General features: G+C 74.3%; 13 protein-coding genes and 2 pseudogenes. 10 read left to right on the forward strand and 5 right to left on the reverse strand.

All coding sequences use genetic code 11. The annotated features are described in order from the left end of the window. Nucleotides 1–86 precede the first annotated feature (86 nt). Nucleotides 87–894 (forward strand): annotated as a pseudogene (locus tag MW084_RS09575) (helix-turn-helix domain-containing protein); the annotation flags it as partial. A 295-nt stretch (nucleotides 895–1189) separates the two neighbouring features. Here the strand turns inward: MW084_RS09575 and MW084_RS09580 are convergent. After that, complete coding sequence (locus tag MW084_RS09580; protein WP_010472394.1) at nucleotides 1190–1831, reverse strand: pyridoxamine 5'-phosphate oxidase family protein; 642 nt, start codon at nucleotides 1829–1831, stop codon at nucleotides 1190–1192. A 10-nt stretch (nucleotides 1832–1841) separates the two neighbouring features. Continuing rightward, the gene (locus MW084_RS09585; RefSeq protein ID WP_029553630.1) at nucleotides 1842–2378 is read right to left on the reverse strand and encodes an HPP family protein; all 537 of its coding nucleotides are present in this window, start codon (nucleotides 2376–2378) and stop codon (nucleotides 1842–1844) included. 99 nt (nucleotides 2379–2477) lie between these two features. Here MW084_RS09585 and MW084_RS09590 point away from each other — a divergent pair, with 99 nt between their 5' ends. Further along, nucleotides 2478–3122, forward strand: coding sequence for a CGNR zinc finger domain-containing protein (locus tag MW084_RS09590; protein ID WP_010472396.1), 645 nt, complete (start codon nucleotides 2478–2480; stop codon nucleotides 3120–3122). A 230-nt stretch (nucleotides 3123–3352) separates the two neighbouring features. Here MW084_RS09590 and MW084_RS09595 read toward each other — a convergent pair whose 3' ends face one another. Both MW084_RS09595 and MW084_RS09600 read right to left on the reverse strand, forming a co-directional pair. After that, a complete protein-coding gene (locus tag MW084_RS09595; RefSeq protein WP_078571867.1) occupies nucleotides 3353–4753 on the reverse strand; it encodes a vanadium-dependent haloperoxidase in 1401 nt (466 codons plus the stop codon). A 394-nt stretch (nucleotides 4754–5147) separates the two neighbouring features. After that, entirely contained in the window at nucleotides 5148–5759 is a 612-nt protein-coding gene (locus MW084_RS09600; RefSeq protein ID WP_010472399.1) for a CGNR zinc finger domain-containing protein, read from the reverse strand. A gap of 276 nt (nucleotides 5760–6035) precedes the next feature. Between MW084_RS09600 and MW084_RS09605 the strand changes: the two are divergent. The 7 genes and pseudogenes from MW084_RS09605 to MW084_RS09635 form a co-directional block, all read left to right on the forward strand. Then, nucleotides 6036–6221: pseudogene (locus MW084_RS09605) on the forward strand (helix-turn-helix domain-containing protein); the annotation flags it as partial. Between the two features lie 57 nt (nucleotides 6222–6278). Next, the gene (locus MW084_RS09610; protein ID WP_010472400.1) at nucleotides 6279–6953 is read left to right on the forward strand and encodes a substrate-binding domain-containing protein; all 675 of its coding nucleotides are present in this window, start codon (nucleotides 6279–6281) and stop codon (nucleotides 6951–6953) included. 249 nt (nucleotides 6954–7202) lie between these two features. Continuing rightward, entirely contained in the window at nucleotides 7203–7619 is a 417-nt protein-coding gene (locus tag MW084_RS09615) for a cupin domain-containing protein (protein WP_010472401.1), read from the forward strand. 139 nt (nucleotides 7620–7758) lie between these two features. After that, entirely contained in the window at nucleotides 7759–8301 is a 543-nt protein-coding gene (locus MW084_RS09620) for a cobalamin B12-binding domain-containing protein (RefSeq protein WP_010472402.1), read from the forward strand. Beyond that, complete coding sequence (locus tag MW084_RS09625; protein WP_106428092.1) at nucleotides 8298–9584, forward strand: methylaspartate mutase; 1287 nt, start codon at nucleotides 8298–8300, stop codon at nucleotides 9582–9584. Before MW084_RS09620 ends, MW084_RS09625 begins: the two co-directional genes overlap by 4 nt. Before the next feature lie 84 nt (nucleotides 9585–9668). Then, nucleotides 9669–11690, forward strand: coding sequence for an FAD/NAD(P)-binding protein (locus MW084_RS09630; RefSeq protein ID WP_010472405.1), 2022 nt, complete (start codon nucleotides 9669–9671; stop codon nucleotides 11688–11690). Beyond that, on the forward strand, nucleotides 11687–13390 hold the full coding sequence (locus MW084_RS09635) for an AMP-binding protein (protein ID WP_010472407.1): 1704 nt from the start codon (nucleotides 11687–11689) through the stop codon (nucleotides 13388–13390). The genes MW084_RS09630 and MW084_RS09635 overlap by 4 nt, the downstream gene beginning before the upstream one ends. A 112-nt stretch (nucleotides 13391–13502) precedes the next feature. Here the strand turns inward: MW084_RS09635 and MW084_RS09640 are convergent, their stop codons facing one another. Further along, the gene (locus tag MW084_RS09640) at nucleotides 13503–14078 is read right to left on the reverse strand and encodes a CGNR zinc finger domain-containing protein (protein ID WP_010472410.1); all 576 of its coding nucleotides are present in this window, start codon (nucleotides 14076–14078) and stop codon (nucleotides 13503–13505) included. A gap of 157 nt (nucleotides 14079–14235) precedes the next feature. On the opposite strand from MW084_RS09640, the gene MW084_RS09645 reads away from it, so the two are divergent. Further along, nucleotides 14236–14691, forward strand: a complete 456-nt coding sequence (locus MW084_RS09645; protein ID WP_010472412.1) for a VOC family protein — start codon at nucleotides 14236–14238, stop codon at nucleotides 14689–14691. Nucleotides 14692–14735: the final 44 nt, after the last annotated feature.

The following is a 14735-nucleotide window of genomic DNA, read 5'->3' on the forward strand; positions in this document are numbered from 1 at the left end:
TANTACAAATATAACGCATCCGCCGCTCCCTCAATCTTCAAGTTGCTAGATATNACCGGTGCCGGTGCCNCCGCCGGTGCCGGTGNCCCCGCCGGTGCCGGTGCCCCCGCCGGTGCCGGTGCCCCCGGCCGCTCCCCCGGCGTGCGGCTCGTCGCGTACGGCCTGGGCACCGGGCGGGAGGGCCTGGCGCTGGGCCTGGCCGCGGCCCGGTACGGGGAGGCCGACCAGCGGATCGCCGAGACCGCGATGGTGCTGCTGTCCCTGCTGACCGCGCCCCACCAGGGCGCCGACGAGGCCGCCCGGTCCGCCGCGCTGGTACGGCTCCTGCTGGGCGCCCGCCCCGAGGACGTGGCGCCGCTGCTGGGCGGGGCGCCCTGGACGGTGGTCCACGCGCGCGGAGGCGGGGGGCAGGCCCCGCCCGCGCTGGGCACCCCGCTGGTGGACGCCGGGGAGGGCATCGTACGGGCCCTGCTCCCGGCCGGGCGGGACGTGGTGCCGCAGCCGGGCTGGACGCTCGGGGTGAGCGCCCCGGCCGGGCCCGGGGAACTGGCCGCCGCCGACGCGCAGGCGGCCCGCGCCCTGCGCCGCGCCGAGGCCGCGGGCGCGGGCCTGGTCCGGCACCGCGCGGGCGGCCTGGACGCGCTGGTGGACCCGGCGGAGGCGGACGCGCACGCCCGCGCCCTGCTGGGCCCGCTGTCGGACAGCCCCGCGCTGCTGGAGACCCTGCGGATGTGGCTGTCCCTGCACGGCGGCTGGGACCGTACGGCAGCCGCGCTGGGCGTGCACCGCAACACGGTCCGCCAGCGGATCGCCCGCTGCGCGGCGCTGCTGGACGCGGACCTGGAGGACGCCGGGACGCGGATGGAGCTGTGGTTCGCGCTGCGCCGCCTGTGACGGCGGGACCGCCCCGGGGCCCGTCCACGGTGGCCCGTCCGCAGGGCGGCCCGTCCGGGCCGCCGGGAGTCGCGGCGGCTCCGCACCGGCCCCTCGGTGGCCCCCGGCCGGTCCGGACGGGCGCCCGGACGTCGCGGGCCGCTCCCCCGGCCGGTCCGGGCAGGTGCCCGGACGTCGCGGGCGGCTCGCTTCCGGTGTCGTCGGCCGGGCGGAAGACGTGTGCCCCCGCCGTCGGGTCCGGTGGACGACGGCAGGGGCGTGCGGGTCGCCGCGGCGGGGGCCGCGGCGTGGGGGCTCAGGCTCCGCCCGTCCGGTCTTCTTCGCGGTTCCCCTCCCTCAGCCGTGCGTTCTCCCGCTCCAGTTCGGCTATGCGGGCGCGTATGGGGCCGAGCGCCTCCTCCAGTTCGGCCGCGGTGTACCGGGGCTCGATGTGCTGGGGGCAGTTCCAGTCGTACGCCTCGACGTCGATGAGGACGATCCTCTCGACCGCGGCCCGGTAGCCGCCCGGCAGCAGCGCGCCGGCCGCCTCCGGCCACTCCTCCACTCCCGCCGTGCGGGCCCGGCCCAGGATCTTCAGCCGGCTCCTGGACGGGTAGTCCATGAGCAGCAGGGCCACCCTGTCGTCGGTGTCGAGGTTCCCCGTGGTGATGTACTGCTTGTTCCCCCGGTAGTCGGCGAAGGCCAGGGTCTTCTCGTCGAGGGCCTGCAGGAAGCCGGGCGGTCCCCCGCGGTGCTGGACGTAGGGCCAGCCGGTCGAGCTGGTGCTGGCCAGGTAGAAGCTGGTGCGGGTGGCGGCGAACCCCGCCTCGTCCCGGGTGAGCCGGTCGGCGCGGGCGGGTCCCGCGGTCATGTGCTCGTAGTTGCGGCGGCTGCCGTGCCGCTCCTGGTGCTCCCGGACGGCGGGGGTGAACAGCAGTTGGCCGTATCGGCTGGTCATCGGTATCGGCCTACCACCAGTAGGTGGGGTAGCGGGCGGTCCTGCCGCTGCGGCCGGCGACGATGCCGGTGGCGACCAGGACCAGCGTGGCCAGTGCCAGGAGGAGCAGGAAGCCGACCGGCGACGGCTTGCCGAGTACGACGATCACCGCGGTCGCGGCGGCGGGCGAGTGCGGCGCCCGGGCGAGGGCCATCGCGCCGATGGCGAGGCCGCCGGCGATCGCGGCGGTCCACACCGAGCTGCCGCCCACGGCCAGGACGGCGAAGCCGACGACGGCGGAGACGAGCTGGCCGCCGATGACGCTGCGCGGCTGGGCGAGCGGAAGGGCCGGGGCGGCGAAGACGAGGGCGGCGCTGGCGGCGAGCGGCGGGATGAGCACGGTCTGGTCGATCAGCACGCCGATGGCGGCCAGGACGGCCAGCGCCACCACGCCGCCGACGGTGGCGACGGAGATGGCCGCCGGTGTCGCGCGGGCCGGTGCCTTGCCGGCCAGCGCCGCGGCGAAGCGCTGCGGCAGCGTGAGCGCGGTCACCTGGGAATCGGACACGGGGGTTCCTTCCACTGAGACGTTACTAATGGATGTGAGAATAGAGCAAGCATTAGTAGCGCGCTGTGGTTTCACGGGACGGCAGGGCAGGATGGGGCGATGGACGACAGGAAGAACCAGCAGCCGGGCCGGCCTTCCGTCGAGCTGCCGCCGCTGACCGGCGAGCCCCTGCCGCTGGAGCTGGTGAACACCACCTACATCAGGGGCGGGCTGCGCGGTCACGTGGTGGACGCGCTCGCCGCGCCCGGCGGCCTCGACCGGTGGCTCGCCGCCCACCGGCAGCAGTTCGGCCCCCCGGTGGCGCAGGCCCTGGCGCACGCGGGGCCGACCGGCCCGGCCCACCTGGAGGCGTTCCTGGAGCTCCGGCACGCGCTGCGGGAGCTGGCGGCCGCCCGGACCTCGGGCCGGGCGCCGGAGCCGGCGCACATCGCGGCGGTGAACGCGGCGGCCCGGCTGGCCGCCCGGTGGTGGGAGCTCGGGCCGTCCTTCGAGGCCGTCGCGCGGTCGCCGGAGGGCGATCCCGTCCGCGGGGCGCTCGGCGAGGTGGGCGCGGCGGCGGTGGCGCTGTTCTCCGGGGAGCAGGCGGAGCGGCTGCGGGCCTGCGCCGCTCCCGGCTGCATCCTGTACTTCGTCCGGACGCACACCCGCCGCGAGTGGTGCACGGCCGGCTGCGGGAACCGGGTGCGGGTCGCCCGGCACAGCCGCCGCGCCCAGGAGGGCGGCCGGAAGTCGCCCTCGGCGTGACGCCGCCGGTCCGCCGGTCCCGCCCGCAGTTCCGGTCCGCGGGTCCCGTCCGCCGGTCCCGGGCGGAGGTCCCGGGGCCGGGGCGCCGGTCCTGGGGCGCCCGCCTCGGGGCNGCCGGGGCTCGGGGCCGGGACCCGGGCCGGATCCGGGGCCGGGGAAAGCGCGGGCGCGCCGGCCCGCGGGATCGGTGTCCGCGGGCCGGCGCGCCGGGGGTGCCGCCGTGGCGTGGGTCAGTTCAGGATGGTGGCGGCGACGTGGTCGGAGACCTGGTAGCCCATGGTGAGGGCGGCCTGGTTGTCCCACTCGAAGTGCACGCCGATGTACTTGCGGCTGTCGGCCTTCTCCTTGGCGGCGGCGCTCAGGCTGGTGAAGGAGCGCGTGACGCCCTTGGCCAGCGGGTCGTCGGTGCCACCGGTGAAGGACAGGTTGTCGGTGCCGAAGTAGTGGCGGACGATGCCCGCCCAGGCGGCGGCGATGCCGGAGTGGCCGGAGACGTACGTCGGGAAGTTCGGGCTGAAGCTGTTGCCCGCCAGGTCCTGCTCCTGCGGGCGCCAGGTCGGGTCGGCGACGATGCCCGGGTTGGGCACCTCACCGGCGCGCGTGATGGCGTCCGCGGGACGCCAGACGTCCCAGTTCGTCAGGTACTTGGAGTCCCACACGGCGATCGCGGCGTCCGCGAGGGCCACCGAGGTCAGGCCGAAGAGCTTGGCGCTCTCGAAGGAGGTGCCGTTCGGCCGGTACTTGCGGAAGATGTCCACGGTGTGCGCGTACTGCTGGCCGATCGGCTTGTACGTGCCGTCGATGTCGTTGGCCCAGAAGTGCGCGATCTGCGTCTGCTCGGCGGTGCGCTCCGTGGAGTCCCTGCCGCCGATCCGCTTGATCTCGTTGACCTGCTGCGCGTACTCGGGGCTCGACAGGAGCGCCTGGGGGCTGGAGAAGCCGCCGATGGTACCGGGCCGGAACTGCGAGCCGGAGGTCAGGGCGAAGGGCTTGACCTTGCCCCAGTTGGGGGCGCCGGCGGGCTTGCCCTCGGCGGGGCGCCAGTGGCCGGGGCCCTCGGTGGCCACGTACGGGGTGGCGTCGGCCGAACCGTCGTTGGCGCGGGCGGCGATGATCGCCTGCGCGGTCCTGATGCCGAGGTCGCGGCCGTAGGCGCGCTCCGTGCTGCTGGCGCTGTTGGGCATGGACAGCGCCGTCTTGAGCTTCAGGTCGAGGTCGGCGACCGGGTAGGACGGGAAGGCGTCCCGGAGCGCGGTGTAGGCCGCGTAGTCGATCGCCGTGTTGAGCGCGGCGTGGCGGCCGGCGGCGGTCGCGTCCTTGGTCAGGTACGGCTTGCCGATGGTGCGGATGGAGTTGACGGCGTCGTAGATGGCCAGGTCCATCATCGCCCCGCCGCGGCCGAGCGGGCCCGGGGTGCCGCCCCTGTGCCGGAACAGGTCCATCAGCGCGGTGTTCCAGTACAGGACGTGGTCGTTGGAGCCCCGTGCGTGGTTGAGGGAGATGTAGTCCGGGGACGGTGCCTCCTCGGCGACCGCGGACTGGGCGGGCGCCAGCGTGGCGACGGAGGCCAGGGCCACGGCGGCCACGGCGTATCTCAGCCCTGCGCTGCCCTGACGTGCTGTGCGGAACATGTGGTGATCCCTGTCTGTCGGGAGCCCCGGCGTCACTCGATGACAGGAGTGGTGCCACGGCGCTGTGTTGACGCCATGGAACGTATTGCGCCATCGCGGCCCGTCATCGATGGGTTCGCAGATGCCAGCGATCGGGATGTCCGATGAGGCGGGTGGGACGGGTGGGACGGGTGGAGGCCCGATGCACCGGCCGGGTTCACGGGAATGCCATGTTCCGCTAACGCTGATTCAAGGACGATGCATTAGCTCTATGCCGGACTCGCCCCTCCGGGGCGGTGGCCGCGTCCGCTTTCGGACACCGGGCGCCCGCCGACCCGGCCGGCGGGCCGCACCGGAAGCGGCCGCTCCGTGCACGTCGCCCCCCGGGGCGTGGGGGCCCCGGGGCGGGGCCCGCCTACGCCCCGCCGTGGCGGCGGGCGTAGTGGCGGGCGACCCTGGCCCTGTTGCCGCAGCCGGTCGAGCACCACTCGCGCCGGGAGCGGGCGTGGTCGAAGAAGAAGACGCAGCCCGGCGCCCGGCACGCGCGGGGCTCCGTCCCGGTGGTGCCGGCGAGCATGCCGATGAGGGCGTGCGCGATCTCGGCCTGCACCGCCACGACGGGCGGCGCGGTGCGGATCTGCGAGGAGACCGGACGCCCGCCCTCCTCCCAGTGCAGCATGGGCCAGGGGCTTCCCGCCGCCGACACCCGGTTGACCTGCGCGACGTCCCAGGCCTCGGGCGCCCGCTGGTGGACGTAGGCGTCGATCAGGCGGCGGGTCGCGTCGCGGAGCATCACGAAGCACCGCACGTCGGAGGCGCCGACGGCCCGCAGGGCGCTGTCCGGCACCTGCGTGGCCAGCCGGTCGCGGCAGGCGCCCAGCCACCAGGCGAGCTGCTCGGGGGTGCCGAGGCCGTCCCGGAGCGAACCGCGCACGGGGAAGACCGTGTTGGCGAACTCCAGCGGCAGGGGCTCGCCGTGGAGCGGGGGGACATCGACTGGCGCGGGAGTCCGTTCATCGTGAGACATGTCGGTCCTCATCCGTAGAGCGGGTCAGCGGTCGGGAGCGGGGCGCGGGGAGCGAGCAGGTCCGGACTTGTCGCGGAGCGGACCACGTGGCAGGATCTATAACCTAACGCATTGCTGTCGCCTACACCGTTAGTGCGGCGGCAGTCCGACAGGCGCCCTCGGGGAAGGTGCCGCCGATGTCGGGAGTGACCGATCAGGGGGCATCCGGCATGGGTCAGCGAACCGGCGCCGAACGTACCCAGGATCACAGAGCTCTGGTGTTTCTTGGGGGAGAACGTGACGTTAGACATCGCTCTTTATCAGCTCAGAACCTTCCGTGAAGTGGCCCGTCTGGGAAGCTTCACGAAGGCCGCCCGGAGCCTTGGCTACGCGCAATCAAGCGTCACGTCGCATATCAGGTCCCTGGAGTCGCGGGTCGGTATGCAACTGGTTCACAGGTTGCCGCACGGAGTTCGCCTGACTCCTTCCGGGGAAATTTTCCAGGAATACGCGCAGCGTATATTCCACATTGTCGACGAGATGGCCACCGCCCTCAATCCGTCGGGTGAGACGGTGGGCCGCGTCGCGATCGGGGCGTCCGCCCTCCTCCTGGAGACGCGGATCGGCCCGCTGATCCGGGACTGCCGCTACCGGTACCCGAAGGTGCAGGTGTCCCCGCGGCAGCTGGCGATCGGCCGCGCCCACGAGGCGGTGCGCACGGGCGAGGTGGACCTGGCGCTGGTGCACGGCGACCTCGCCGGGGGCGGCCCGCCGGCGGCCGGGGTCGTGGTCGAGGAGCTGCCGCCGCTGAAGGTGGTGCCGGTCGGCACGCCGGCCCTCGCCCAGGCGCGCGACCTGGCCGCCGAGCTCCCCCAGGTCCGGGTGCTCGCGGTCGACGCCGACTGCGCGTCGCACCGGATGCTGGTCACCACCCTGCGTCAGATGTACGGCATCGACCCGCCGGTCATCGAGGCGGGCTCCATGGGGGGCGCCCGGGAACTGGCCCGCGCGGGCTACGGCATCGCGATGCTCCCCGCCGAGTCGATCGGGTCGGCCGAGGGGGACGGCGGTCTGGAGGTGCTGCGGTGGCTCCCCGGCGTGCGGCTCGGCGTGCGGGCGCTGTGGGCCGGGCGCGACCTGGCGATGTCGGCGGCCTCCGCGGTGTACGACGTGGCGAGCCGCATCGGCCGCGAGAAAGTGAACCAATTGGTCTGACCGTGTCGGGGCGATGACCCGGCGGAGAAGGCAGGCGGAACAAGAGGCGGCCCGGCCGCTTTCCCTCCGCCTGCCTTCTCTTTTTTCGGTGGCGGACGCGCCGTACCCCCCATCGGAAAACCCGATACCCACGATCGGCGAATGCGCACAACCGCGCCCCTCCGGCCCGCATACCCTCGTCACGTCGAAACAAGAATTCATCGGCGGGTTGGTCGGCTCTCGACACGTCCGCAGACGAGAGGCAAATCAGTGTCCGACATCACTTACATCCCCAACGCTTTCCGTAGCGGATTCGAACTCGACGACCTGGACTGGGTGACGTGGTCCGAGCCCGGCCGGGTGAACGTGGAGCACCACGTCCTGTGGGCGCCGGACGAGTCGAAGGACGAGGACTCGGTGGGCCTGCTCCTGCGCTTCCCGCCCGGCGCGCACGGCGACTTCCACGAGCACCTGGGCTACGAGCTGATGCTGGTGCTGGACGGGGTCCTGGACCACAGCGACGGGATCTCCTACGTCAAGGGCGACCTGGTCGTCGAGGGCCCGGGCACCGAGCACCAGATGTCGAGCCGCACCGGCTGCACGGTCCTCGCCATCCGCACCCGGCCGGCCTCCGCCCGCACCCCGCAGAAGCAGATCCGCCCCGTCGGCATCACCGCCGCTCCCTGACCGGTCGGGCGGGGTGGTCTTCACGCCCTGACGGACCACCTCGGCCCGATCTCCTCCCCTGGCGGACGCGCCCCGGCCGGCGCTCCCGTCCTTCCGCCATGTCCGCTCCGCGCCCCGCGCCGACCGAAAGAGCTCTGCCTTGTCCACGTACCAAGTCCAGACCCTCCACAGCAGTCGGCAGGACGCTCCGGAGAGGACCGCCGAGGACGCCGTGGAGCGCCGCGGCCGCCGTGTGCTCGTCTCGAGCGTCTCCTCCGACTCCCACACCTGGAACCTGGTCTTCCTGCAGCTGCTGCTGGAGGAGATGGGGCACGAGGTGACGAACATCGGCTCGTGCGTGCCCGACGAGCTGCTCATCGAGGAGTGCCGGCGGGTCCGCCCCGACCTGGTCGTCATCAGCAGCGTGAACGGCCACGGCGCGCTCGACGGCGCCCGGGCCGTCCGCCGCCTCCGCGACCAGCCGGACCTGCGCGACGTGCGCGTGGTCATCGGCGGCAAGCTCGGCGTGCGGGGGGCCGAAGCGGGCACCTACGGGCCGGAGCTGGTGGCCGCCGGGTTCGACGCGGTCTTCGAGGACGCCGCGGGCGTCGCGGAGTTCCGCCGGTACCTGGCGCAGGCCCCCGAGCACGCCGTCACCGCGCAGGCCCCCGGGCGCGCCATCGCCGCGTCGGGTGCCCGGTGAGCGCGGTGGCCCCCCTCGGCTCGTTCGCGTCCGCGGTGGCCGCGGCGCGCGAGGCCGGCGAGCTGGTCGTCCAGCCGCGCATGGGGTTCGCCGACCTGCCGCGCATGCGTGACGGGCTCCGCGCCGTGAAGCAGGCCCGGGCCCGTACGGTCGGCACCCTCACCATCGACAGCTACACCCGTGTCGGCGACGACGAGTCCGCCCGGCTGGCGCTGGCGGAGGGCACCGACCTCAACGGCTACCCCATCGTCGCGCACGGCGCCGACACCACCCGCGACCTGGTCTCCGGTTTCGTGGGCGACGGCTTCGCGGTGCAGGTCAGGCACGGCTCGGCCAACCCGCTCGGCATCATCCGCGCGCTCCTCGACGCCGGCCTCGACGCCACCGAGGGCGGCCCCGTCTCGTACTGCCTCCCCTACAGCAGGACCCCCCTGCGGGAGTCGGTCGACGCCTGGGCGCGCAGCTGCGAGCTGCTGGCCTCCCACCCGGGGGCGCACCTGGAGAGCTTCGGCGGCTGCATGCTCGGCCAGCTCTGCCCGCCGAGCCTGCTCGTCGCGCTCTCCGTGCTGGAGGGCGTCTTCTTCCGGCAGCACGGCCTGCGCAGCGTCTCGCTCAGCTACGCCCAGCAGACCCACCACGACCAGGACGTCGAGGCCCTGCTGGCGCTGCGCACCCTGGCCGGGGAGCACCTGGCCGGGATGGACTGGCACGTGGTGCTCTACACCTACATGGGCGTCTTCCCCCGGACCACCGGCGGCGCGCTCGGGCTGCTGCGGGACAGCGCGCGGCTGGCCGCGCTCACCGGCACCGAGCGCATGATCGTGAAGACCCCGGCCGAGGCGCACCGGATCCCCACCATCGAGGACAACGTCCACGCCCTGGAGGAGGCCGCACTCGCCGCGGCCGCGCACCGGGGGCGAACGGCCGTCGCGGGCGAGGAGTACGGCGTCCTGGCCGAGGCGCGGGCGCTGGTGGAAGCGGTCCTGGAGATCCACCCCGACACGGGCCGCGCGCTGACCGAGGCGTTCCGCCGCGGTGTCCTCGACGTCCCGTACTGCCTGCACTCCGACAACGCCCAGCGCTCGCGCAGCTACATCGACGGGCGCGGCAGCCTCCAGTGGCACGCCACCGGCGCCATGCCGATCCGCGCCCTGCCCGCGCCGGGACGCGACCGGCTCAGGGCCGACGACCTGCTGGGGATGCTGTCGCACACCCAGGAGGCGTTCGACCGGGCCGCGCTGGCGGAGAGCGGCGGGCGCGACGGCGCCGCGCTGCCCGTGTGACACCGCCGGCCCGCTCCCCGCGGCCCCCCCTCCCCCGTGCCCACGCCTTCTCACGGCGTTCCTCCACACTTCAAGGAAGCTCCTGTGACCGGACACATATCCGATACGCGTCCACTCGTCATCGCCATCGTCGGCAGCGGCCCGCGCGGCATCTCCGTCCTGGAGCGCCTGGCCGTCCGCACGGCGGCCGAGGCCGAGGGCGCGGCCGGCGGGACCCCGCCGCGCCCGGTGCGGATCCACCTCATCGACGCGACGGAGGTCGGCGCGGGCCGGGTGTGGCGCACCGACCAGGACGACTGGTTCACCATGAACACGGTCGTCAGCCAGGTGACCATGTACTCCGGCGACCCGGACGGCGGCCCCGCCCGGCCCGGCGCCGGCCCCTCGCTGGGCGAGTGGATCGCCGAGCGCGCCCTGCTGGGCGAGGAGCTGCTCGGGCCCGACGACTACGCGCCGCGCGTCCGGTACGGCCACTACCTCGCCGACGTCTACCGGACGATCGCCGCCAACCTGCCGGACCACGTCGAGCTCGTCCCGGTCACCGGGCGCGTGACCGCGCTGCGCACCAACGCGGACAGCGGCTACGTGCTCAGCCTCGACACGGCCCCGCACCTGCTGGAGGCCGACCGGGTCGTCCTGGCCACCGGCCACCCGTTCAACGCCCCGGACGACTTCGAGCGCGAGATGCTCGACTTCGCGGCCCGCACGCCGGGCGTCCGCTACCTGTGCGGCGACTCGGCGGCCGACATGCCGCTGGGCGAGGACGCGATCCCGGCCGGCAGCGCGGTGGGCATCCGCGGCATCGGCCTGTCCTTCTACGACGTGATGCTCTCGCTGACCGTGGGCCGCGGCGGCGAGTTCCGCACCCGCGAGGACGGTTCGCTGGAGTACCGCGCCAGCGGCCGCGAGCCGAGGATCGTCGCGGGTTCGCGCAGCGGGCTGCCGATCCCGGCCCGGGGCCGCAACCAGAAGGAGCCCTCCTTCAGCCACAAGGCCCTGTTCCTCACCCGCGACGCGCTGCTGGCCGCCCGCGCCGCGCGCCGCGCCGCCGGCGGCACGGGCCAGCTCGACTTCGCCGAGGACGTGCTGCCCCTGCTGATCCAGGAGGTCGAGCACGTCTACTACCGCACCCACGTCCTGATCGGCCGGGGGCAGGAGGCCGCGGACGCCTTCGCCGAGGCGCACGCCGCCGCGCTGCGCGCCGGGCGGGACCGCGGTGACCTGCTCGCGGAGGCGGGGCTGGACACCGTGCCGCCCATCGACCTCGACGCCCTCGCCCGGCCGTTCGGCGAGGAGCGCTTCGACTCCCCGCAGCACTTCCGCGAGCGGCTGCTGAAGGTGATGGACGAGGACCTGGCGGCGGCGGCGCTCGGCACCCTGGACGGCCCCCTGAAGTCCGCCCTGGACGTGCTGCGGGACATCCGCAACATGGTCCGCGAGGCGGTGGACTTCGGCGGCCTGCTGCCCGAGTCGCACACCGGGTTCTTCCAGAGCCGCTTCCTGCCGGTCAACGCCCTGCTGTCGGCCGGGCCCCCGATGTACCGGGTCGAGCAGCTCAGGGCGCTCATCCGGCAGGGCGTGGTGGAGGTGGCGGGCCCGCGGACCCGCTTCGGCACCGACGAGGAGGCGGGCGCCTTCGAGGTGGGCTCGCCGCAGGTCGCCGGGTCCGGGTGGCTGGTGCAGACCCTGATCGACGCCCGCATCCCCACGCCGGACCTGCGCCGCGACACCTCCCCGCTGACCCGTCAGCTCCTGGAGGAGCGCATGGTCCGCGAGTACGTCATCGAGGGGCCGGACGGCGGTTCGCACGTCACCGGCGGCCTGGAGGTGACGGACAGCCCGTTCCACGTCGTCGACGCGGACGGCGTGCCGCAGCCGGACCTGTACGCCCTGGGCATCCCCACCGAGCACACCCGCTGGTTCACCCAGGTCGGCAGCAGCCGCCCGGGGGTGGGCACGCTCTTCTACCGGGACGCCGACGCGATCGCGGGGGACGCCCTGCGCCCGGTCGACGTCGCGGCCGGCGGCGGGGCGGCCGGGCCGCTGCTCATCCCCCAGCAGGCCGGTGCCGGCGTGGTCGCCGCCGGTCACGGGGGTGGGGCGTGAGCCGGCCGTCCGCGTCCGAGGAGTTCCTGGCGGCCCGGGACGTCCTGCTGCTGCACCGGACCGACCTGGCCAAGGCGGTCGAGGAGTTCCGCTGGCCGCGCCTCACGGAGTTCAACTGGGCCCTGGACTGGTTCGACGCGGTGGCCGCGCGGAACGACCGCGTCGCGCTGCGCGTCGTCGGCGACGGGGGCCCGGAGGGCGACCGGCTGCTGACCTTCGGCGCGCTGTCCCGCAGGTCCGCGCAGGTCGCCAACCGGCTGCGCTCCCTGGGCGTGCGCCGCGGGGACCCGCTGCTGCTGATGCTCGGCAACCGGGTGGAGGTGTGGGAGACGATGCTCGCCGCCATCAAGCTCGGCGCGATCGTGATCCCCACCTACACGACGGCGACCCCCGCGGAGCTGGCCGACCGGCTGCACCGCGGAGGCGTGCGGTACGTGGTCGCCGAGGCGGAGCTGACCGGCCGCTTCGTCGAGGCGCAGGGCGGGCGGCCCCGTAAGTGGTCGGGCGTCGCCGTGGGCGGCGCGGCCGAGGGCTGGGTGCCGTACGAGCCGGCCGCGGACGCCGACGGCGACTTCGTCCCCGACGGCCCCACCCGGGCGGACGACCCGCTGTTCCGCTACTTCACGTCGGGCACGACGTCGAAGCCGAAGATGGTGGAGCACACCCACGTCAGCTACCCGGTGGGCCACCTGTCGGGCATGTACTGGAACGGCGTGCGGCCGGGCGACGTCCACCTGAACATCTCGGCCCCCGGCTGGGCGAAGCACTCCTGGAGCTCGTTCTTCGTCCCGTGGAACGCGGAGGCGACGGTGGTCGCCCTCGACGCCTCGCGCAGCACCCCCGCGGAGATCCTGGAGGTCCTCCGCAGCCGGGAGGTGTCGACGTTCTGCGCGCCCCCGACGATCTGGCGGGGCATGGTGGCGCACGGCCTGGGGCCCCGGCCCCCGGCGCTCAGGGAGGCGGGCGCGGCCGGCGAGCCGCTGGAGCCGTCGCTGATCGAGCGGGTGGCCCGGGAGTGGGGCGTCGACCTGCGCGACGGGTACGGGCAGACCGAGACCACCGCGCAGATCGGCAACCCGCCCGGCCGGACCCCCGTCCCCGGCAGCATGGGCTTCCCGCTGCCCGGTCACCGGGTGGTGCTGCTCGACACGGAGACCGGCCGGGAGGTCCCCGACGGCGAGCCCGGCGAGATCTGCCTGGACCTGGCCGACCCGCCGCTCGGCCTGATGCGGGGCTACGTCGGCGACGAGGCGCGCACGGCGAAGGCGCTGGCGGGCGGCTACTACCACACCGGTGACCTGGCGGTCCGCTCCCCCGACGGCTCCCTGGCGTACCTGTCCCGCGCCGACGACATGTTCAAGGCGTTCGACCACCGCATCTCGCCGCGGGAGCTGGAGGACGTGCTCCTGCGCGACGCGGCGGTGTCCGACGCCGCGGTCGTCCCGGTGCCCGACCCGGTCGGCCTGTGGGCGCCCAAGGCGTACGTGGTCTGCGCGCCGGACCACCCGGAGGGGCCGGAAACGGCGCGGCGGGTCCTGGACCGGGTGCGCGCCGAGCTGCCGCCCGAGAAGTGGGTCAGGGTGCTGGAGTTCGTCCCGTCCCTGCCGCGCACCACGTCCGGCAAGGTCCGCCGCGCCGAGCTGAGGGACCGCGGCCCGCAGGGCCCCGAGTACCGCGTCGACGCTCCGGCGCCGGACTGACGCGCACCCGCGCCCTCCCCGCGGCCGAAAGGGCCCGGGTCCCGGTTCCACCGGGGNCCCGGGNCCTTCGCCGCGCCGCGCCGGCCGCGNGGCCGGCGCGGCGCGGCGCGGGTCAACCGCCCTGGTGGCGGGCCTGGTGGCGCCGTGCCTTGGCCCGGTTGCCGCAGCCGGCCATCGAGCACCAGCGCCGGGTGCCGTTCTTGGACACGTCGTAGAAGTGCAGGACGCACTGGGCGTTCGCGCAGTGGCGGATGCGGTCGGGCCGGTCGGTGAGCAGCCGCAGGTAGTCGGCCGCCGCCGACCAGGCGGGGAGCCACGAGGGGTCGTCCGCCTCGACAACGGTGTCCGGCCCCTCGGGCCGCAGCAGGTGGCGGACCCGGCCGTGCGCGAGGACGGCGTTGAGGGACGCCGCCGCCTCGGGGGTCGGGCGCAGCACGTCGGCGACGACCTCGTCGAGGGCGGAGCGCGCCTGGAGCAGCCGGTCCAGCGTGTCGCGGTCGGCGCGCACGGGGCCGGCGGCCTCCAGGGCCCGGCGGACCGGCGGGCTGCCGAGCCAGACGGCCAGGCCGTCGACGCCGTCCAGCAGGTCGTGGCGGCCCTGCCCGTCGATCCAGCGGGTGTTGAGCAGGTCGATGGCGAGAGGCTCACCGGTCAGTGGCCTGGGGTCGGTTCCGATGGGCGGCGGCATGGTCCGGGTCCTCTCTCGATGCGGCTGGCGTACACCCCCAACGGTAACCGGTCATGCCTTGATCAGCGGTTGACGAACCGTCGGGTTAACCACTAAATTTCATTTCAACGGTTACGAGGAACGGCTCGTGACCCTGGGTGAAGGCATGTGATCGATCATGAGCAAGACGACGAACCTCCAGACCGGCCACGTCGGCCTGAACGTCACCGACATGGACCGCTCGCTCGCGTTCTACCGCGAGGTCTTCGACTTCGGCGTGATGGCCGAGGGCAAGGAGGAGGGCCGCCGCTGGGCGTTCCTGGGCCGCGACAACCGCCTGCTCGTGACGCTGTGGCAGCAGAGCGAGGGCGCGTTCGCCACCGACCGCCCGGGCCTGCACCACCTGTCCTTCCAGGTCGACACGATCGAGGAGGTCAAGGCGGTCGAGGCGGTGCTGCGCGAGATGGGCGCCGAGTTCAACTACCAGGGCGTCGTCCCGCACGGCGAGAACGGCACCTCCGGCGGCATCTTCTTCACCGACCCCGACGGCACCCGCCTGGAGATCTACGCGCCCACCGGCGCCGACCCGGCCGACGCGCCCACCACCGGTGCCCCCACCTGCGGCTTCTTCTAAGAAGCCCGGGCGCCCCGCCAGCCACATCGCAGCGTTCGGCAAGG

It is taken from the genome of Streptomyces sudanensis (assembly GCF_023614315.1).
Taxonomy (GTDB): domain Bacteria; phylum Actinomycetota; class Actinomycetes; order Streptomycetales; family Streptomycetaceae; genus Streptomyces; species Streptomyces sudanensis.

Excerpts from the sequence above, each read along its gene's own strand:
- MW084_RS09580 (WP_010472394.1), bottom strand. The coding sequence starts at position 1,831 with ATGACCAGCCGATACGGCCAACTGCTGTTCACCCCCGCCGTCCGGGAG.
- MW084_RS09590 (WP_010472396.1), top strand. The coding sequence starts at position 2,478 with ATGGACGACAGGAAGAACCAGCAGCCGGGCCGGCCTTCCGTCGAGCTG.
- MW084_RS09595 (WP_078571867.1), bottom strand. The coding sequence starts at position 4,753 with ATGTTCCGCACAGCACGTCAGGGCAGCGCAGGGCTGAGATACGCCGTG.
- MW084_RS09600 (WP_010472399.1), bottom strand. The coding sequence starts at position 5,759 with ATGTCTCACGATGAACGGACTCCCGCGCCAGTCGATGTCCCCCCGCTC.
- MW084_RS09610 (WP_010472400.1), top strand. The coding sequence starts at position 6,279 with ATGGCCACCGCCCTCAATCCGTCGGGTGAGACGGTGGGCCGCGTCGCG.
- MW084_RS09640 (WP_010472410.1), bottom strand. The coding sequence starts at position 14,078 with ATGCCGCCGCCCATCGGAACCGACCCCAGGCCACTGACCGGTGAGCCT.
- MW084_RS09645 (WP_010472412.1), top strand. The coding sequence starts at position 14,236 with ATGAGCAAGACGACGAACCTCCAGACCGGCCACGTCGGCCTGAACGTC.